Annotated in this window: 15 protein-coding genes; 6 read left to right on the forward strand and 9 right to left on the reverse strand. The window is 62.1% G+C overall.

Annotation, left to right across the window (positions count from 1 at the left end; translation table 11 throughout):
- Positions 1-71: 71 nt before the first annotated feature.
- On the reverse strand, positions 72-725 hold the full coding sequence (gene lolB / locus R5R33_RS14270) for a lipoprotein insertase outer membrane protein LolB (protein WP_318953370.1): 654 nt from the start codon (positions 723-725) through the stop codon (positions 72-74).
- A complete protein-coding gene (locus R5R33_RS14275; protein ID WP_318953371.1) occupies positions 709-2583 on the reverse strand; it encodes a tetratricopeptide repeat protein in 1875 nt (624 codons plus the stop codon). Before R5R33_RS14275 ends, lolB begins: the two co-directional genes overlap by 17 nt.
- Before the next feature lie 614 nt (positions 2584-3197).
- Between R5R33_RS14275 and hemA the strand changes: the two genes are divergently transcribed.
- From hemA to R5R33_RS14295, 4 genes are read left to right on the forward strand one after another with little or no spacing between them, the layout of a single operon-like run.
- Entirely contained in the window at positions 3198-4502 is a 1305-nt protein-coding gene (gene hemA / locus R5R33_RS14280) for a glutamyl-tRNA reductase (RefSeq protein WP_318953372.1), read from the forward strand.
- Entirely contained in the window at positions 4502-5587 is a 1086-nt protein-coding gene (prfA, locus tag R5R33_RS14285; RefSeq protein WP_318953373.1) for a peptide chain release factor 1, read from the forward strand. The genes hemA and prfA overlap by 1 nt, the downstream gene beginning before the upstream one ends.
- Positions 5588-5591: 4 nt before the next feature.
- Positions 5592-6419, forward strand: coding sequence for a peptide chain release factor N(5)-glutamine methyltransferase (prmC, locus tag R5R33_RS14290; protein WP_318953374.1), 828 nt, complete (start codon positions 5592-5594; stop codon positions 6417-6419).
- Positions 6420-6450: 31 nt separating this feature from the next.
- Positions 6451-7356 carry a cation diffusion facilitator family transporter gene (locus R5R33_RS14295; protein ID WP_318953375.1) on the forward strand — a complete coding sequence of 302 codons (906 nt, stop codon included), beginning with the start codon at positions 6451-6453 and terminating at the stop codon, positions 7354-7356.
- 36 nt (positions 7357-7392) lie between these two features.
- Here R5R33_RS14295 and R5R33_RS14300 read toward each other — a convergent pair whose 3' ends face one another.
- On the reverse strand, positions 7393-8910 hold the full coding sequence (locus R5R33_RS14300; protein WP_318953376.1) for a succinylglutamate desuccinylase/aspartoacylase family protein: 1518 nt from the start codon (positions 8908-8910) through the stop codon (positions 7393-7395).
- A 153-nt stretch (positions 8911-9063) separates the two neighbouring features.
- Positions 9064-10428 carry an MATE family efflux transporter gene (locus R5R33_RS14305; protein WP_318953377.1) on the reverse strand — a complete coding sequence of 455 codons (1365 nt, stop codon included), beginning with the start codon at positions 10426-10428 and terminating at the stop codon, positions 9064-9066.
- A 118-nt stretch (positions 10429-10546) separates the two neighbouring features.
- Between R5R33_RS14305 and R5R33_RS14310 the strand changes: the two genes are divergently transcribed.
- Together R5R33_RS14310 and rhlB are read left to right on the forward strand one after the other, a co-directional pair.
- Complete coding sequence (locus R5R33_RS14310) at positions 10547-11173, forward strand: HvfX family Cu-binding RiPP maturation protein (protein ID WP_318953378.1); 627 nt, start codon at positions 10547-10549, stop codon at positions 11171-11173.
- Between the two features lie 147 nt (positions 11174-11320).
- Positions 11321-12922, forward strand: coding sequence for an ATP-dependent RNA helicase RhlB (gene rhlB / locus R5R33_RS14315; protein WP_318953379.1), 1602 nt, complete (start codon positions 11321-11323; stop codon positions 12920-12922).
- A 75-nt stretch (positions 12923-12997) separates the two neighbouring features.
- Here rhlB and R5R33_RS14320 read toward each other — a convergent pair whose 3' ends face one another.
- From R5R33_RS14320 to R5R33_RS14340, 5 genes are all read right to left on the reverse strand, one after another.
- Positions 12998-13876, reverse strand: coding sequence for a PPK2 family polyphosphate kinase (locus tag R5R33_RS14320; RefSeq protein WP_318953380.1), 879 nt, complete (start codon positions 13874-13876; stop codon positions 12998-13000).
- A 105-nt stretch (positions 13877-13981) separates the two neighbouring features.
- On the reverse strand, positions 13982-14881 hold the full coding sequence (cysZ, locus tag R5R33_RS14325) for a sulfate transporter CysZ (RefSeq protein ID WP_318953381.1): 900 nt from the start codon (positions 14879-14881) through the stop codon (positions 13982-13984).
- Positions 14882-14884: 3 nt separating this feature from the next.
- Positions 14885-15181 carry a PA4642 family protein gene (locus tag R5R33_RS14330; RefSeq protein ID WP_318953382.1) on the reverse strand — a complete coding sequence of 99 codons (297 nt, stop codon included), beginning with the start codon at positions 15179-15181 and terminating at the stop codon, positions 14885-14887.
- Between the two features lie 15 nt (positions 15182-15196).
- Positions 15197-16753: an amidase gene (locus R5R33_RS14335; protein WP_318953383.1), complete on the reverse strand. Its 1557-nt coding sequence runs from the start codon at positions 16751-16753 to the stop codon at positions 15197-15199.
- Positions 16754-16972: 219 nt separating this feature from the next.
- Complete coding sequence (locus R5R33_RS14340) at positions 16973-18661, reverse strand: AMP-binding protein (protein WP_318953384.1); 1689 nt, start codon at positions 18659-18661, stop codon at positions 16973-16975.
- Between the last annotated feature and the right edge of the window lie 153 nt (positions 18662-18814).

Below are 18814 nucleotides of genomic sequence, written 5' to 3' on the forward strand. Positions count from 1 at the left end.
TAGTAACAGTCGCCCGGGTTTGCGAATACCGAAAGGGAATGCGCTTGGGTAGCGCTGAGAGGAAGCGTGGTTTATTTCGGCTCCCACTCCTTGATCACCATGGTCACGCTTACCGGCCCCGCCTCCTGGTGAGTGGCCGCCTTGATACGGGTGGGCAGCTGGTAGGGGCCCACGGCCTGATAGCCGCTGAATTCAAGTTGCCATCCCGCCTGCTGCAATCTCTGCAGCTGCCCCTGGGTATTTCTTTGCTCGCCGCTCACCGCGCCGGGGGCGACAAGTCCGCGCACCCAGTAAAACATTTCCGAAACCGGCAGTGGCCAGCCCATGATTTCCTCGGTCAGTTGCGCGGGGTTGGAGGCAAAGACCGCCGGATCATTGCCGCGCTGCAGGCTGACCCCGGTGGGGGATCCGCTGATCATCGTGGCCCCGGCGCCCAGCGGGCCGCTGAGGTGGATGCGGTAGTTGCCGCTGGCCTGTTGCCAGATGAGGTTGGCGCTGCCGTTTTCCTTCGGTGAACGGACGCCGAGTTTACCTGTGACTTCCCACCGTTGTAGTGCGGCGGCGGACTGCGCCTGCGCAGTTTGTGCGGGGGATTGCTGGGGTTGTGGTTTCTGTGAACTGCAGGCCGCGACCGTCAGCAACAACAGTGCGGCCAGTAATTTTTGTGCGTAATGATTCCGTGGTGACAATCGGGACAGAGAGAGAACTTCAGCTTTCCGTAACATGCTGTTCCAGTCTTTGTTGATCCTGCAGCCGTTGCATGGCCTCTGGAATGAGTTTGCTTTCCGGGTTCAATTGCAATCCCTGCTCCCAAACCTGCATTGCCTGCTGGCGCTCACCCAGTGCCCACAGGGCTTCACCCAAGTGTGCGGCGATCTCATGATCCTGGAGCAGCGACAGTGCACGTTGCAGGTATTTCACCGCTTCGCTGTGATTGCCGAGACGATGTTGTGCCCACCCCATGCTGTCGATAATGGCGGGATCGTCCGGGCTCAAATCCAGCGCTTTGGTGATCAGTACCATTGCTTCATTGAGGCGGTCGTCGTAGGACAGCAGTTTGTAACCCAACGTGTTCAGCAGATTCGCATTATCCGGGTCGCGGGACAACAGTTTGCGCAAACTCAGTTCAAAGTTTGCGATATCACCCAGTTGTTCACTGGCCATGGCATGGGCATAAATCAGGCGGTTGTTGTCCTCGTTGATACTAATGGCATTAGCCAGCAGGGACTGGGCCTCCTTGAGATGCCCATGTTTGGTCAGGAGTTCTGTCTGCAGCAGGTAAAACTGCTCCTGCTGTCCGGGATGGCGCTGGCGCAATTCTTCAAACCACTGTTGGGTTTCTGCAAGATTGCCGCTGGCGGTGAGTAATGCCGTGCCGTGGGTGATGGCCTGCACATAGTCGCTACCCGGACGCACCATGCGGTAGTGGGTAACGGCCTGTTTTATATCGCCGGTCTGCTCGGCAATACCTGCAAGATAAAAGTGTGCCGCAGATTCGTGTTCCTCCATCGCCAGCAACTTTTCCAGCAGTGGCTTGGCTTTATCAAATTGTTTGGTTTCGTACTGGATCAACGCCAATGACAGCAGCAGGTTGCCATCGTTGGGGCGCTGCTTTACCAGCTCGATGAATTGCTGTTGTGCCAGCTCCAGGTCGTCGCGAATCAGCAAGCGCGCATACTGCAGGCGCAGGCGGCTCTCTTTCGGGTAAAGGCTGACAAGATTTTCCAGCAGCTTGCGCGCTTCTTTTTCGCGCCCCATGTCGATCAGGATGTGGGATTCCAGCAGTGGGGCATCCAGCAGCGCCGGATCCTGTTCCTGCACAACGCGAGTGATACGCAGGGCCTCTTCGTTTTTTTTGTTGGCACGCAGCACCATGGCGAGCGCCAGGGATACTTCGTGATTGTCGGGGAATTTCTGCGACAGACGCTGGAACTCGGGCAGTACCTTTGCCGCCAGTTCCTCGTTGTCGACCACGGTGGCGGCGACGGACTGCAGCGGCGCGTCACCGCCGAGCACCAGTGCCTGCTCCGCGTGGTGCATGGCGTTGTCCAACTCACCCGCCAAGGTCAGCTCGGCAGTGGCGGCGAGCTGGGCTTCCGCATTGTCCGGTTCCAGTTCTACCCACAGCTGTGCGGAGCGCAGTGCAGCGCGGCGGGCGTTCAGGAAACGCGCGATGCGGGTGGCGCGGGCAGCGACGCCGGCATCCTTGGTGCGCTCTGCCTGGAAATAGTAATTGGCCAGCGCCAGATCGTACTGCTCGCGGTTGCCTGCCACTTCCGCCACCAGCAGGGTGTAAAAGGTTTCGATGGGAAACGGTTTGAGCTTTTCCTTCGCGTCATTTTTATCGGGCTGCGCTGTTGCAGACGTGGCGCTTACCGCGCTGCCGCTTTGTTCACGGTCCGTGGTTTCGCGGTCTCCTTGATTGGCGCCGCCCTGATCGTCGCTGCTGTGGTTGGCATCGCCCGCTTGGATCGCTGGGGCCGCGATCGGACCCTGCGCGCCAGGTTGCTGGGGCTGCTGACTGCAGGCACACAATACCGCTACCGAGATCGCCGCCGCCAGTAACTGGCTCTGCCGCTGCATTGGTCGTGGTTTTGCTTGTGAGGCTGACCCGGTGGTCCCGTTGTTTGTGGCGGGAACTCTCGCGGTATATGAGGAGGCAAGCCGGGGGGCGAAGAGAGATGCAAAGAAAAGCTGCATAGAAACGTGTCCGTACGTTCGCGCCGACCATCTGCCAACCTTGGGCTCAGTAAACCGCGGCGGGGCGGTGCCGCGGGGCGAGGGCAAGGCAGCGCTGCTGCCCGCCCATCCGGGTGATGGGGGCGTCTGTTGGCGTATTTTTCCGGGTTATCGCCGTATAATTCTAGTTCTCAATTTGGTACCCGTTGGCCGCCGACGGACGGCAGCGGCAAAGTAAGCACCTATTTAAACCCAGTTAAACCCCGTTAAGTCCCGTTGAGCCCCGATAATCCGCTGAGTGGGGCGCCATTTTGACCCCGGGTCGCCGCGGCACAGGCTGGAAAGTCCAGTAGACCCAACGGAATCAGGCTATCACGGGGATAGGGGGATACCGCTTGCACAGCGCCGGGCAGGCCCGGACAATATGCGGCCATTTCAGCCAGCGGCGAGGCAGTTGTCCGCCGCACAGGGGCGCCCTGCAGTGCCTTAGAGACGACGAGAACCCGCAAAGAGAACCTATGCCAATCATTGCCCTGGGAATCAATCACGACAGCGCGCCGGTCGCCGTGCGCGAGCGGGTGGCGTTCGCCCCTGAAGTGATGCCCAGTGCCCTGGCGGAGGCCCGCACCGCCCTCGAGTGCCGCGAGCTGGCCATCCTCTCCACCTGCAACCGCACGGAAATATACGGTGAAGTGGCGCCGGAGCTGTTGCTGGCGTGGATCTCTGACTACCACGGAGTGCCGCTGGATCAGCTGTCCGGCTGTCACTACCAGTTTTCCGACGAGCTCGCGGTACGCCATATGATGCGGGTGGCCTGTGGGCTCGACTCGCTGGTCCTCGGCGAACCGCAGATTCTCGGGCAGATGAAATCCGCCTATGCGGTGGCGCGGGAGTCCGGCAGTGTCGGCTCCACCCTGCACAATGTATTCCAGCAGGTGTTCTCGGTGGCGAAGAAGGTGCGCACCGAAACCGCCATCGGTGAAAACCCGGTGTCCGTGGCCTACGCCGCGGTATCGCTGGCGTCGCGGATCTTTACCGATTTGGGCCAGCAGACTGCACTGCTGATCGGCGCCGGGGAAACCATCGAGCTGGTGGCCCGGCATTTACTGGACAAGGGCGTCAAGAAGCTCATCGTCGCCAACCGCACCCTGAGCCGCGCCCAGTCGCTGGCGGAAGACTTCGGTGCCGAGGCGATCCTGCTGGCGGATATTCCCGAATACCTGCCGCGGGCGGATATCGTCATCAGCTCCACTGCCAGCCAGCTGCCGATCCTCGGCAAGGGTGCGGTGGAAACCGCGCTCAAGCAGCGTCGCCACCGCCCCATGTTTATGGTGGACATCGCCGTACCGCGGGATATCGAGCCGCAGGTGGCCAAGCTCGACGACGTGTACCTCTATACCGTCGACGATCTGCGCGGTGTGATCGACGAGGGCCGGCGACTGCGCGAGCAGGCTGCCGAGGCCGCGCACCATATCGTCGACGCCGCGGCGCACGCCTTCATGCGCGAGCAGCGCAGCCTGCAGGCGGTGGACTCCATCCGCAGCTATCGCCAGCAGGCGCAGGCGGTAAGCAAGGACGAACTGGAAAAAGCGCTGATCCAGCTGCGCGCCGGCGGCGACCCAGAACAGTTGCTCGAACAGATGGCGCGTACCCTCACTAATAAACTGATCCACGCGCCCACCGTGGCCCTGCGCCAGGCCACCGCCGATGGCGACCTGGAGCGGCTGCGCATCGCGCGGGAAATCATAGGTCTGCAGCCGCAAGACGCCGGCCAGGACTCGCACAATTCGGCCGCAGCGCCGGAGAAGAAGAATCTCAAGTAATGAAAGCTTCGGTACAACAGAAACTCGACCACCTCGTTGAACGCCACGAGGAGGTCTCCGCCCTGTTGGGGGATGCGGAAACCATCAGCGACCAGGACAAATTCCGCGACCTGTCGCGGGAGTACGCCGAGCTCGAGGAAGTTGTGAAGTGCTACCAGCGCTTCAAAACCCTGCAGGACGACATGGCCGCCGCGCGGGAAATGCTCGACGAGAGCGACGCGGAGTTGCGCCAGATGGCCCAGGAGGAGCTGCGCGAGGCGGAAGCCCAGCTGGAACCGCTGGAAAAGGAACTGCAGACCCTGCTGCTGCCGCGCGATCCCAACGACCGCAAAAATGTCTACCTGGAAATCCGTGCCGGTACCGGCGGCGACGAGGCCGCGATCTTCTCCGGCGACCTGTTCCGCATGTACTCGCGCTACGGTGAGAAGCAGGGCTGGCGCATCGAGGTGATCAGCGAAAACCCCGGTGAACACGGCGGCTATAAGGAAATCATCACCCGTGTGGTGGGCGAGGATGTCTACGCGCGGCTCAAATTCGAGTCCGGCGCGCACCGCGTACAGCGGGTGCCGGAAACCGAATCCCAGGGTCGTATCCACACCTCCGCCTGTACCGTGGCGGTCATGCCCGAGCCGGACGAGCGCGACGCCATCGAGATCAACAAGGCGGACCTGCGAATCGATACCTATCGCGCTTCCGGTGCCGGTGGCCAGCACGTGAACAAAACCGATTCCGCGGTGCGCCTTACCCATATTCCCTCCGGCATTGTGGTGGAGTGCCAGGACGAGCGCTCCCAGCACAAGAACCGCGCCAAGGCCATGGCGCTGCTGCAGGCCAAGCTGAACAGCGCGCAGGAGTCCGCCGCCGCCCAGGAAATCTCCGACGCGCGCCGCAACCTGGTGGGCAGCGGCGACCGCTCCGAGCGCATCCGCACCTACAACTTCCCCCAGGGGCGTATCACCGATCACCGCATCGGCCTCACCCTCTACAAGCTGGATGAAGTGATGCAGGGGTCGCTGGACGAAGTCATCGGCGCACTGCGCACCGAGTACCAGGCAGACCAGCTGGCCGCACTGGGGCAGCACTGATCCCATGGCCACGTTGAAGGAAAACCTGCTGCGGGCGGTGGAGCTAACGGAAAGCGACAGCCCGCGGCTGGACCTGGAAGTCCTGCTCTGCCACCTCCTCGGCAAGTCCCGCGCCTGGCTCTACACCTGGCCCGAACACCCACTCGACGAAGCCCAGCAGGCCAACTTCGAGCGCCTGCTGAAGCGCCGCATCGCCGGCGAACCCGTGGCCCATCTCACCGGCAGCCGTGAATTCTGGTCGCTGCCGCTCAAGGTCAACCGCTCAACCCTGATTCCGCGTCCGGACACCGAGGTACTGGTGGAAACGGTGCTGACACTGTGTCCCCAGGAGCAACTGCAGGTGCTGGATCTCGGCACCGGCACCGGCGCCATTGCGCTGGCACTCGCCAGTGAAAAGCCCCGCTGGCAGATCGTCGCGGTGGACCGTATGCCGGCGGCGGTCGCGCTGGCAGAGGAGAATCGCCAGCAGCTGGGTTTTACCAACGTGGAAATACTGCAGAGCGACTGGTTTGGCGCCCTGTCAGGGCGCAGCTTCGACGTAATCGTCAGCAATCCCCCGTATATCGACCCAAAGGATCCGCACCTGCGCGAAGGCGACGTGCGCTTTGAGCCGCTGTCGGCACTGATCGCGGAAGAGTCGGGGCTTGCGGACATCCGCCAGATTGCAGGCGCGGCTCGCGCGCACCTGGTGGCTGGTGGCCTGCTGGTGGTGGAGCACGGCTGGGATCAGGGCAGGGCAGTGCGGCGGATTTTTTCCGAATGCGGCTACCGCGACGTCGAGACCCGCCTTGACTATGCCGGGCGGGAACGTATCACCCTCGGGCGACATTAAAATCCCAGCACACTGGTCGGGGAAGGAATCCATGCACGAGCACGCGCATCACCACCACGGTAGCAATCATCTGAAACCCCTGGTCTGGGGGCTCGTCATCACGTTCGCCTTCGCCCTGGTGGAAGCCGTCGGCGGCTGGATATCCGGTTCCCTCGCACTGCTCGGCGATGCCGGGCATATGGTCACCGATTCCTTTTCCCTCGCCCTCGGCGCGGTGGCAGCGCTGCTGGCGCAGCGGCCGGCGAACCGCGAACTGTCCTTTGGTTGGGGGCGGGCGGAGGTGCTCGCCGCGGTGGTCAACGCGGTGCTGATGCTGCTGATTGTGATCGGCATCGGGATCGCTGCATTCCAGCGCCTGCGGGAGCCGCAGCCGGTGCAGGGTGGCATGGTGATGCTGATCGCCGCGATCGGCCTGCTGGTGAACGTCGCCGTGGCCTGGGTGCTGCATCGCGGCGAGCAGACCCTGAACATTCGCGGCGCGCTACTGCACGTGATGGGAGATCTGCTGGGGTCCGTGGCGGCACTGGTGGCGGGCGCAGTGATCTATTTCACTGGCTGGACCCCCATCGATCCACTGCTGTCAGTGCTGATCTGTGTGCTGATCCTGTTTTCCAGCCTGAGGCTGCTGCGGGATGCAGTGGACGTGTTGATGGAGCGGGTGCCGCGCGAGCTGAGCCTGCCGGTGGTTGGGGAGACCATGGCGGCGGTGGACGGCGTGAAGTCCGTGCACGACCTGCATATCTGGCGTCTCGACAGCCGCAGTGTTTCCCTGTCCGCGCACATTGTGGTGGAGGATCTCATCGCCTGGCCGAGAGTGCTGGAGCGCTTGCGCAAGACTTTGCACCAGCGCTTCGATATCGATCACATCACCCTGCAGCCGGAGCCGCTGCACTTTGATCCCACACCGATAATCGATCGGGTGTCACCGCCCAAATAAGGATTTGCGTAATCCGAACTTGATGCGAGGGACTGTTTAGTCCTCGTCCCGCCCTTCGTCGTTATCCAGCTTCTGCTGCGACTCCTCCGCAGACTGTGCCGGCGCAGGTTCCACAATAGGTGTTGCTTCCGGCGCCTTTTCGGGCACTACCTCGGGCACAGGTTCCGCGGTCACTTCCTCCGGCGGGCTGATCTGCTCCTGCGGTGCCTGGATACCGATGTGGTAGGCGGCGAAGCCCGGCTGTACCACCTGGTCCATCGCCATACCGAGAATGCGCCCGTTGTGCTGGGAGCGGATTTCCTTGCGCACATTGGTGATCGGATTGGTGACGGTACCCAGCAGATCGCCCTTGCTCACCGTCTGCCCGAGCTGCACCTTGCTGAAAATGATGCCGCCGTTGGTGGCGCGCTGCCAGGTGGAGTTGTAATACACCGGCTCCGGCTCACCCCACAGGCGGAACTTGTTCACCATGCCCAGCTGGTTCAGCAGCGTGCGGATACCCTTCACACTGTGGCTTACGGACGGCTCGTCCAGCACCATCGGCGCGCCGGCCTCCAGGGTTACGGTGGGAATGCCCGCCTCCACCGCCTCGCGCCGCAGGGTGCCCTTGGCGCCCTTGCTGTGCAGCACCACGGTGGAGCCAAAACCCTTGGTCAGCTTCACCACCTTGGGGTCGGTGAGGTCGCCGCGCAGCTGCGGCAGGTTGGTGCGGTAGAAGGAGCCGGTATGCAGGTCGACGATGGCATTGCAGTGCACCACCACCTCGTTGAAAAACGAACGCGCGATACGCGAGGCCGAGGAGCCGCGCTTGTCGCCGGGAAAGTGACGGTTCAGATCGCGGCGGTCGGTGAGATAGCGGGAGCCGCGGTGGAACCCCTGCAGGTTCACGATCGGCACGCCGATCACCGCGCCCTTCAGGGTTTTCGGGTCCAGGTTGTACATCACCCGGCGCACGGTCTCGATTCCGTTCAGCTCGTCGCCGTGCAGTGCCGCGGTGAGACACAGGGTCGGGCCGGGTTCGGCGCCATTGACCACCAGCACCGGGGTCGCGCTGTAGACACCCTCGAAATGCTGGCTCGGCGACCAGGCCAGACGGGTGGAGGTAGCTGGCGGCACCTCGGCGCCGAGCAGCTGCAGCGGGCGTCCAACTGGGGCGGCAGGCTCCGGTGAAGCTGCCTCCGGTGTTGCGTCCTGGGCCGTTTCTGCGCCCGTTTGTGGGGCAGGCTCTGCCACCGGCGCGTTTTCGGCCGCGGGCTCCGTGGTTGGGGGCGCCGCTATCTCCTGCTCGCTGACGGGTTTGTCCAGCTCGATACTTTTTGCCTGGGGCATGGCCGGCTTCTTGTCTTGCTCGGCCTTATCCTCACCTGCGGCCACGTTGGCATCGGTACTCAACTGCGCAGCGGAAATGGGCTCATCGGCCGCGGGGGGTGCCGCGGCAGGCTCCGCCGTTGCTTCCACTGCTGCGGATTCTCCTGCGCTGAGAGCAGCGGAGTACATCGTGGAGAGACTGGCGAGGGAAACAAACAGGGAGAGGCTCAGAGAGCGGCGGCGCATGAAATACTCCAGTGCGAGAAATTCAGTAGATTCTGGTGTCAGGGAATGAGAGCGCGAGTATAGCCAAAGGGTTCCGGCAGAATTGCGCGAATTTTGGCGAATCCAGCATTCTGTGACCGACCGCGGGCCTGCACTGCAGGCCGGTGTGCATGCTCACCCGGCTGTGGGGCGCTTGTCCAGTTGCCGCCCGCAAGTGCGCCACAGTCGCAACAGCAGGAGCAGGGCGGCGGTGCCTAGGCCGATGCAGATACCGACCCAGTAGCCATACACTCCCCAGAAGTGCTCGCCGATCCACCAGGCGCTGGCGAGCCCCACACCCCAGTAGGAAACCAGCTGCAGATACATTGGCACCCGGGTGTCGCGGTAGCCGCGCAGTGCGCCGGCGGCCATTGCCTGGGTCACATCCACCAGCTGGAAGGCGGCGGCGAGCAGCAGCAGGTTTCTTGCCACCGCAATGATATCGGGATTGCTGGTGTAAGCGAGTACCAACAGATCCCGCAGGCTGATCAGCACGACACCGGTAAACAGCGCGTACACCAGGCCGCTGCCGACGCCCACTGTGCTGACAAAGCGTGCGCGCTTGGGGCGGTTCTGACCCAGGACCTGCGCGGTGCGGATACTCACCGCCTGCGCCAGCGCCAGCGCCACAAGGTAGAAAATGGAACCGATACTGAGCCCGATCTGGTGCGCGGCAACGATGGTGGCACCGTAGGCCGCCAGCAGCAGGGTCAGGCTGGCAAAGAAGGTCACTTCACTGGCGGCGCCGATGCAGATGGGCATGCCCACCGCCAGCAGGTGCTTCAGGGTTGGCCAGTGCGGGCGCGGCGGCAGCAGTTTCAGGTCCAGGGCCCGGTAGGCGCCGTCGTGGCCCGCGTGCCAATAGAGCGCGATGGCGATACACCAGCACACGATGCTGGTGGCAAAGCCACAGCCGGCGCCGCCCATGGCGGGGATGGGACCCCAGCCGAACACGAACAGGATATCCAGCGGGATGTTCAGGGCCGCGGCGGCGAGATAAATCCGCATCACCGGGCGCACCTGCGCCATGCCCTCACAGTAGCCCCGCAGTGCGCTGCCGAACGCGAACGGCAGGGTACCGATGGCCAGCGCCTGCAGGTACTGCACCATCACCCGCCGCACCGCTTCCTCGGTCTGGATCCACTGGCTCCAAAGGGGCGCGGCCAGCAGCGCGGCGGCCACCAGCAGCCCGCCGATCAGGGCAATCCACACCGACTGGCGCATCTGCTGCGCGCAGCCCGCTTCATCCCGCGCACCGCGCAGATTGGCCACCACCGGCGAGACTGCCGCGAGCATGCCGATCAGGGTTACCGCGCACACCGCCCAGATACTGGAGCCGAGTGCGAGACCGGCGAGGTTTACCTCCCCGGACTGGCCGGCGACGATGGTATCGGTAACCCCCATGCTCACCACCGCCAGGTTGCTGACCACCAGCGGCCCGCCGAGTTTGGTGAGATGTCGCAGCTCGGTGGCTGTGGCGCGTTTGTAGAGCTTTGGCATTGGGGGTCTATACAGCTGGCTAAACTGGTTTGGAGTGGGGCCGGCAAGGTTGCAGGCTTCGATTCCGGGTCAGTCGGATGGCGGGGGCAGCAGGTGCGTGCATTCTTGGGAGCGGATTATGGAGGGCACAGGCAGCGGGTTCAATCGCATTTACCGGAGTTTCCTGCGGATTCTGCGGCCGTTCGACGGGCTGGGGCTGCTGGGCTTGCGGCTGTTCCTGGGGCCAATTTTTATCCTCTCCGGGCTGCACAAGCTCGAGGGTATCGAGCAGGTGGCGACCTGGTTTGGCAACCCGGACTGGGGGCTCGGACTGCCGGCGCCGAACCTGCTGGCGTGGCTCGCGGCACTGACGGAATTTCTCGGCGGCATCGCACTGGTGCTGGGACTGGGGGTGCGGCTAGCGGCCATTCCGCTGCTCGTCACCATGGCGGTGGCGGCAGTGGCAGCGCACTGGCAGTACGGCTGGCACGCGCTGCCAGAGCAGACCCTGACCATGCCGTGGGAATGGCGCCGGGATCTTATTGCGGCGGCGATCGAGCGCCGCGACAAGGCGGTGGAAATCCTCAAGGCACATGGCGATTACCCATGGCTTACCGAAGCCGGTATTTTCACCATACTGAAAAACGGTATCGAGTTTGCGGCCACTTACTTCATCATGCTGCTGGCGTTGCTGTTTGGTGGTGGCGGGCGCTACGTGAGCCTGGATTACTGGATTGCCCGCCGGCGTGGTATCGGGCTGGATTGAGCGCCAAAGACGCCGCTACCTCTCTTTCGGCATATAGATGATATACTCGCCGATTATTTAACCCATGCTGGCCGGGGAGCGCTTCTGGCCCCGCCGGCACGCAGGTCCGCACCCGGTGGACCTGCGCACACTTGAGCGAGCAATCCGTTGATAGGTAAGTTTTTCCGTCGTTCCACAGACAAGTCTCAACCAGCGGCCGAAGGCCAGAAGACTGCCGAACCCGGGGCGGACAAGCCCCGCCAAGAGCGCGAAGACCAGTCCGGTGGCGGTCGCCAGCGCAATCGGCGCCGGGGCGGCAAGAATGACAGGGGCGGCGAAAGAACCGGCAAGGGCGGTGAGTCCGCGCGTGCCCAATCAGCGGGAAAAGAGTCATCCGAGAAAGATTCCCCCAGGAAGGAAAGCCCTCGCAAGGATTCCCCGCGCAAGCAGGCGGCGCAGAAACCCTGGAGTCTGGATGAATTCCAGGTGGAGGAACAGGAAGGCAAAGTTCGTTTTCACGATCTCGACCTGCCGCTGCCGCTGATGCACGCCATCTCCGACCTGGGTTACCAGTACTGCTCGCCGATCCAGGGTCAGTCTCTCCCGCACACCCTGAACGGCCACGACCTGGTGGGCAAGGCGCAGACCGGTACCGGCAAGACGGCGGCCTTCCTGATCACCGTGATCGACGACCTGCTCAAGCACCCGTTCGAAGGCGCGCGTTACGCCGGTGAAGCCCGCGCGCTGATCATCGCCCCGACCCGCGAGCTGGTGATGCAGATTGCCGACGACGCCAAAAACCTGTGTAAATACACCGACCTGGAAATCCACACCCTGGTGGGTGGAATGGATTACCAGAAACAGCAGAAGGCGCTGAACGAGCGCTTGGTGGACATCCTCGTCGCCACCCCTGGCCGCCTGCTGGACTTCGTCAGCAAGCGCGACTGTTTCCTCGACCAGACGGAAATCCTGGTGATCGACGAGGCCGACCGCATGCTCGACATGGGCTTTATTCCCGATGTGCGCCGTATCGTGCGCCAGACCCCGCGCAAGACCCATCGCCAGACCATGTTCTTCTCCGCCACCTTCACCCCGGAAGTGGACGACCTGGTAGAGCAGTGGACGACCGAGCCGGTGATCGTTGAAATCCAGCCGGAGCGCGTGGCGACGGATACCGTTACCCAGCACGTGTACCTGGTTTCCGGTGAGGAAAAATACCCGCTGCTGTACAACATCGTGCAGCAGGAAGATGTGGAGAGCCTGATCGTGTTCGCTAACCGCCGCGACCAGTGCCGCCGCCTGCACGAACACCTGCTGGCCCACGGTATCAACGCGGGTCTGCTGTCCGGTGAAGTAGCGCAAAACAAGCGCGTGCGCACGCTGGATGATTTCAAAACCGGCAAGTCCAAGGTGCTGGTGGCCACCGATGTTGCCGGCCGCGGCATTCATATCGACGGCATCAGCCACGTGGTGAACTACACCCTGCCGGAAGAGCCGGAAGATTACGTGCACCGCATCGGCCGCACCGGGCGCGCGGGTAAGAGCGGCACCTCCATCAGCTTTGCCTGTGAAGACGATGCCATGCGCCTGGAGCCCATCGAGGCGCTGCTCGGCACCAAACTGAAATGCGAAGTGCCGCCGGAAGAACTGCTGGTGGAACCGCCGAAAGTACAGGTGAAGTACAGCAGCGGCGATCGCGGAGATCGCGACCGCGGTGGTAATCGCGGCGGGCGCCGCGGCGGCGGTGGCGGTGGTCGCTCGCGCCGTTAATTTCCCGCTGTCTTTGCTCGACGGCCTCCGGAGATCCCGGGGGCCGTTTTACGTTTTACGGCCGGCAAAAACGGCCTAATCCTTCAGCAGCTGTTGGCGGTACTTGGTGAGTTGCCGCCGTCGCGCTTTCGAGACTTCGGGATAGCACATATCCATACTGTTCAGGGCCTCCAGCACCGCGCTGGCGACAATCAGCCGCATCGTTTTCTTGTCGTCGGCGGGTACCACAAACCAGGGCGCATGGGGCGCTGAGGTTTCGTTGATCATATCTTCGAAGGCGCGCTGATAGTCGTCCCAGAACGCCCGCTCCTTCACGTCTGCCTCGGAAAATTTCCAGTTCTTGTCCGCTTCATCGATGCGCGCGAGAAAGCGCTTGCGCTGTTCGTCGCGGGAGAGATTGAGAAAAAATTTCAGCATCAGCGTGCCGTTGTCTACGGTGTAGCGCTCGGTGGCGCGGAGCGCTTCGAAGCGGTCGGCAAACAGGGTATCCAGATTGCGGGTGCGTTCGCCGGGTATTTTCTGGTACTCCGTGACTAAACTGGGGTGCACCCGGCACACCAGTACCTCTTCGTAGTAGGAGCGGTTGAATACCCCGATATTGCCGCGGCGCGGCATGGCGATCGCGGTGCGCCAGAGGAAGTTGTGTTCCAGCTCGGTTTCGCTGGGGCGCTTGAAAGAGGTGATCTCGACGCCGTGGGGATTGACGCCATTGAACACGGCGCGGATGGTGCCGTCTTTGCCCGCCGCGTCCAGCGCCTGGAAGATGGTCAGCAGGCTGTAGCGGTCGTGGGCGTACATCACCTGCTGGCGCTCGTCGATGGCGTGGCGCAGCTTGCGGATCTTTTTCTGGTAATCCTTTTTATCCGAATACAGCGGCTCAATCCGTGTGGGGCACTGCCCCTGGCGATACTTTTTCTCGCCGTCGAAGCGGATCCCGCTCCAGTCGATTTTCATAGGCCTGCCGCCTTCCGTGTTGCCTTTGCGATGTCCATCTAAAGCCTAGACAAGCTCGAGTACAGCGGGGGCGACCAGGTGGCGGCAGGGAGAATTTCCGTCGGTCTACTTGTCCGGACCCTCGATGCCTTTCGGCCATTTTTTTTGGTCTGCTGGCGACGGATTTTCCACCGGAACTGTCGCGCCATTGGGTCCTTTGCCGGGATCGCCCTCGGTCCAGATCCGCTCCACCCACAGGGCAGTGCCACCGGCGACCGCAGCGGGCATCACAAAGATATTCAGCACCGGCACCATCTTCGCCAGCATCACGCTGCCACCGAACCCGAGGGTGGTGAATTTTTTGCGCATCAGCACGCGTTTCAGTTCGCTGAAGGAGCGCTGGTGATTGTCCAGCGGGTAGTCCACATACTGGATTGCCATGCACCAGGCGCCCCACAGGGCAGTCAGGATCGCGGGGATAAACACGGTCCAGCTGGTAAGCAGCGCGATGATGAAAATCACGATACCCCAGCCGAGAAAATACATAAGCTTGCGCAATTCCCGCCCCAGGGTGCGGAACACCATGCTGTGCAGCGCTTCCGGGGGCGGTGGGTGGCCGGTGAGCAGCTCTTCGACTTTTTCCGCGAGAAAGCCGTTAAACGGGGCGGCGATGATATTGGTGATGATGCCAAACAGGTAGCCGTATACCAGGAAAAACAGCAGCACCACGGCGATCGCAATCAACCACGCCAGCCACTGGAAAACACTGGCGGCCCAGTCCGCGCCCTTGGCGAGTATTGCCCGCCACCAGGACATGTTGGAGGTATCGACCGGTGTGTCCGACAACAGGCTGCCGATAAAGCGGCCGAGGTCGTCAAACTGGCTGACCATCAGTGCGCCCAGTGCGATAAACAGCACCAGATTGATGAGCAGCGGAATGATGATGAACGGGCGCAGCTCCTTGCGGGTGAGCAGCTGCGCCCCCCGGATCAGTGCGTTGACGCCGTGTGCCGGGTTGGAGGTCATGGGTTATTGCGCTCCTGCTGCGCACAGGATTTCTGCGTATTCCTCGCTCTGCGCATGCTCGCCAATACGCGCCAGCAGTGTCTGTCCGTCCGGGCTCTGGCTGTTCAGGTCCAGGCCCTGTTGCTTGAACAGCTGCACGAAGGTGGCAAAATTTTCTGCCTTCATGCCGCGGTAGGCGCGCTCCAGCAGATAGAAATCCCGGTTGAAGCCTTCCGGTGCTTCGCCAACCAGGAAACCGGCGATGCGCTCGTCATCGAAAATTTCGCCGAGGACTTTCTGCTTGTCTTTTTTCAGGCTCATTGTTACTTCCTTCTTTCAATTGCTGCCGAAAATGTACGGGGCCGGGTCGCCATTCAAAAACCGCGGCGCGCGGCGCTGCTTGCTGGCCTGCTCGTAATTGTATGCGGCGGCAATCAGCCTGTCTTCCTGGTTGGCGCTGGCAAAAAAGGAAATGCCCACCGGCAGGTGTCGCACAAATCCCATGGGGACGGTGATATGGGGATATCCGGCAACGGCGGCGGGAGTCGTCGCGGAGCCGGCATAGTGGTCGCCGTTGATGTGGTCGATTTTCCACGCCGGGCTGACCGTCGGCGCTATCAAAATGTCGACCTCGTGTTTAGCCATGGTGGCGTCGATACCGCGGGCGCGGGCGAGATTGCGCAGCTCGGCCATCTTGCTGTCGAAATCCTTTTCTTTGCGGCCCTGTGAGCGCTGTGCCATTTCGAAGATTTCCTGGCCGAAATAGGGCATCGCCAGTTCCTTGCTTTCGCGGTTCGCCGCGATCAGCGCCTCCAGCGTCTTGTGCTGGGTGGTGGCGGTGGCCAGATAATCGTTCAGTGCGTCCTTGAACTCCCATGCCAGCAGGTCGAATTCCACGGCATTCATTTGCTCGAGTGTTTCGATATTGGCATTGTCGACAACGGTGGCGCCCTGTTCGCGCAGGATGGATAACGCCTGTTCGAATACTGCATCGGTCTGCGCGCTGTAGCCCATGAGATTGCGTACCACGCCAATGCGCAAACCCTGCAGGCCGTCCGCTCTGAGGTGGTCGGCATAGCGGGTCGGCGCCGCAAAACTGTCACCGTCTGCCGCATCTTTGCCCACCATCGCATCCAGCAACAGGGTTGCACCGGTCACGGTCGTCGCCATCGGTCCCGCGGTGTCCTGGTACGCAGAAATCGGAATGATACCCGAGCGGCTGACCAGCCCCAGGGTTGGCTTGATGCCGACGATGCCATTGATGGCGGAAGGGCAGGTGATGGAGCCATCCGTTTCGGTGCCCACCGCAAGCGGGGCGAGACCAGCGGCAACGGCAACCGCGGAACCGGCACTCGAGCCACAGGGGCTGCGGGTGAGGTCGTAGGGGTTGTGCGCCTGCCCGCCGGTGCCGCTCCAGCCACTGGAGGAATTGGTGGAGCGGAAGTTCGCCCACTCGCTCAGGTTGGCCTTGCCGAGAATGATCGCGCCGTTTTTCTTGAGCTGGGCCACAAGGTGGGCGTCAGCCCGGGGAAAGTTGTCCCGCAGCAGGATCGATCCCGCGGTGTTTGCGAGTCCGTCCGCGGTATCGATATTGTCCTTCAGCAGCACCGGGATGCCGTGCAGCGGACCGAGTACCTGGCCCTCAAGCCGCAGCCGGTCGAGCCGCCGGGCGTCTTCCAGCGCGGCTGGATTGAGCTGGGTTACCGCATGCAGCTTTTCGTTGAGCTGTTGAATTTGCTGGGTATAGCGACTTACCAGCAGCTCGGAAGTGGTGGTGCCTTCATCCAGAGCCGCGCGAATTTCGGCGGTGGTGGTGAACTGGGGCTGGGTAACCCCCGCGCTGCTGAAAGTGAGAATCATCAGGCTGGTTGCCAATGTACTTATTATTTTCATAGGTCGTTTTTCCGGAATTATTGTTCTGGAAGGCACCGGTAATTGCTGCGGGCTCTGTGGCCGGGTGCAAGGTCGGGCGGCGGGATAGGCCGGCGCCGGTGATCTGAGCCTAAAGGGGCGGGGGGGAAGGTGCAAGGGTCGGGCCAGAATGGCCCGCCCCGGCACGGTGTTATGTTCTATGGAGGCGGCGGTTATAAATACCGTGGGGAGATTGCCGCTTCAGGCTTCGATACCGAGCTCGGCGATGGAAATTTCGCGGATGCGGAATTTCTGCACTTTTCCTGTCACGGTCATCGGGAATTCGTCGACGAATTTGAAATAGCGCGGAACCTTGTAATGGGCGATTTGACCGCGGCAGAAGGTGCGCAGATCCTCTGCAGAAACTGACTCACTGCCGGCTCGCAGTCTCACCCAGGCAATCAGTTCTTCACCGTATTTCTTGTCCGGGACCCCGGTGACCTGCACATCGGAAATCGCCGGGTGGGTATACAGGAATTCCTCGATTTCCTTGGGGTAAATGTTCTCCCCGCCGCGGATCACCATGTCCTTGATTCGCCCGACGATCTGGATGTATCCCTCGCTGTCCATGGTGGCCAGATCCCCGGTGTGCATCCAGCCGTCGTCGTCGATGGCGTCGCGGGTCGCGGCTTCATTGTCCCAGTAGCCGAGCATGACGCTGTAACCGCGGGTGCAGAGCTCGCCGATTTCGCCGCGCGGCAATGTCGCGCCGTTCACCGGATCGATCACCCTGGACTCCAGATGCGGCTGGGTGCGGCCGACGGTGGTGACCTGCTTGTCAAAGGCATCGCTAGCACTGGTCTGGGTGGAAACCGGACTGGTCTCGGTCATGCCGTAGGCGATCTGCACCTCGCGCATGTGCATGCGGCCGTTGACCGCCTTCATGACTTCTTCCGGGCAGATGGAGCCGGCCATGATTCCGGTGCGCAGCGAGCTGAGGTCGTAGTCGGCGAAATCGGGGTGGTCCAGCTCGGCGATAAACATGGTGGGCACGCCGTAGAGGGCAGTGGCGCGTTCTGCGCTCACCGTCTCCAGCACCGCGCGGGGATCAAAGCCTTCGCCAGGGTAAATCATGGTGGCGCCGTGGGTGACACACCCGAGATTGGCCATCACCATGCCAAAACAGTGGTACAGGGGCACAGGAATGACCAGGCGATCTTTTTCCGTCAGGCCGATGCTTTCCGCCACGAAAAAGCCATTGTTCAGGATATTGCGGTGGGAGAGGGTGGCGCCTTTGGGCGAGCCGGTGGTGCCGGAGGTGTACTGGATATTGATCGGGTCACTACAGTGCAGTGCGGACTGTGACCTCGCCAGGGTTTGCGGCGCGACCGATGCGGCCTGTTGTGGCAGTTCCTGCCAGCGCCACATGCCGGGCTGGGGTTTTTCCGCCAGGGTTACCACGAGTTCCAGGTGTGGCAATTTTTCCGACTTTAATCGCGTTTTGTCACTGTTTCTGAGTTCCGGCGCCAGCTCGTACAGCATCGCCGTGTAATCGGAGTTTTTGAATTTTTCCGCAGTGACCAGCATGCGCGCCCCCGAGTGATTGAGTGCGTATTCCAGCTCGTGCAGGCGATAGGACGGATTGATGTTGACCAGAATGGCGCCGATCTTCGCGGTGGCAAACTGCATGGTGGTCCACTCGGCGCAGTTTGGCGACCAGACGCCGACCCGGTCCCCTTTTTCTATGCCCAGAGCCAGCAGCGCGCGCGCACAGGTGTCCACCTGCTGCTTGAATTCCGCATATGTCCAGCGGATACCCTGGTGGCCCGAGATCAGCGCGTCATTGTCGGGAAACTTTGCCGCGGTATCGTCAAACTGGTCACCGATGGTCATTTCGAGCAGCGGCTGGGTGGTATCGCCCTTGGTGTAGCTGGGGAGCGGGTGGTTCATTGCCGGGCACCTCTCGTTTCGTTGTCACTGGCCTGCGCATACCGTTACTGGCTCAGCTTAGCGGTTTATCGTTATTGGCCTCAGCTTTTCACGCTCGAGTTCCCGCTGTCCATTAACCATTCGTCGAAAGAGGTGCACGGATGTGTCGGCGAA

The organism is Microbulbifer pacificus, from assembly GCF_033723955.1.
Taxonomy (GTDB): domain Bacteria; phylum Pseudomonadota; class Gammaproteobacteria; order Pseudomonadales; family Cellvibrionaceae; genus Microbulbifer; species Microbulbifer pacificus.

Excerpts from the sequence above, each read along its gene's own strand:
- lolB (WP_318953370.1), bottom strand. The coding sequence starts at position 725 with ATGTTACGGAAAGCTGAAGTTCTCTCTCTGTCCCGATTGTCACCACGG.
- R5R33_RS14275 (WP_318953371.1), bottom strand. The coding sequence starts at position 2,583 with ATGCAGCGGCAGAGCCAGTTACTGGCGGCGGCGATCTCGGTAGCGGTA.
- hemA (WP_318953372.1), top strand. The coding sequence starts at position 3,198 with ATGCCAATCATTGCCCTGGGAATCAATCACGACAGCGCGCCGGTCGCC.
- prfA (WP_318953373.1), top strand. The coding sequence starts at position 4,502 with ATGAAAGCTTCGGTACAACAGAAACTCGACCACCTCGTTGAACGCCAC.
- prmC (WP_318953374.1), top strand. The coding sequence starts at position 5,592 with ATGGCCACGTTGAAGGAAAACCTGCTGCGGGCGGTGGAGCTAACGGAA.
- R5R33_RS14295 (WP_318953375.1), top strand. The coding sequence starts at position 6,451 with ATGCACGAGCACGCGCATCACCACCACGGTAGCAATCATCTGAAACCC.
- R5R33_RS14300 (WP_318953376.1), bottom strand. The coding sequence starts at position 8,910 with ATGCGCCGCCGCTCTCTGAGCCTCTCCCTGTTTGTTTCCCTCGCCAGT.
- R5R33_RS14305 (WP_318953377.1), bottom strand. The coding sequence starts at position 10,428 with ATGCCAAAGCTCTACAAACGCGCCACAGCCACCGAGCTGCGACATCTC.
- R5R33_RS14310 (WP_318953378.1), top strand. The coding sequence starts at position 10,547 with ATGGAGGGCACAGGCAGCGGGTTCAATCGCATTTACCGGAGTTTCCTG.
- R5R33_RS14320 (WP_318953380.1), bottom strand. The coding sequence starts at position 13,876 with ATGAAAATCGACTGGAGCGGGATCCGCTTCGACGGCGAGAAAAAGTAT.
- cysZ (WP_318953381.1), bottom strand. The coding sequence starts at position 14,881 with ATGACCTCCAACCCGGCACACGGCGTCAACGCACTGATCCGGGGGGCG.
- R5R33_RS14330 (WP_318953382.1), bottom strand. The coding sequence starts at position 15,181 with ATGAGCCTGAAAAAAGACAAGCAGAAAGTCCTCGGCGAAATTTTCGAT.
- R5R33_RS14335 (WP_318953383.1), bottom strand. The coding sequence starts at position 16,753 with ATGAAAATAATAAGTACATTGGCAACCAGCCTGATGATTCTCACTTTC.
- R5R33_RS14340 (WP_318953384.1), bottom strand. The coding sequence starts at position 18,661 with ATGAACCACCCGCTCCCCAGCTACACCAAGGGCGATACCACCCAGCCG.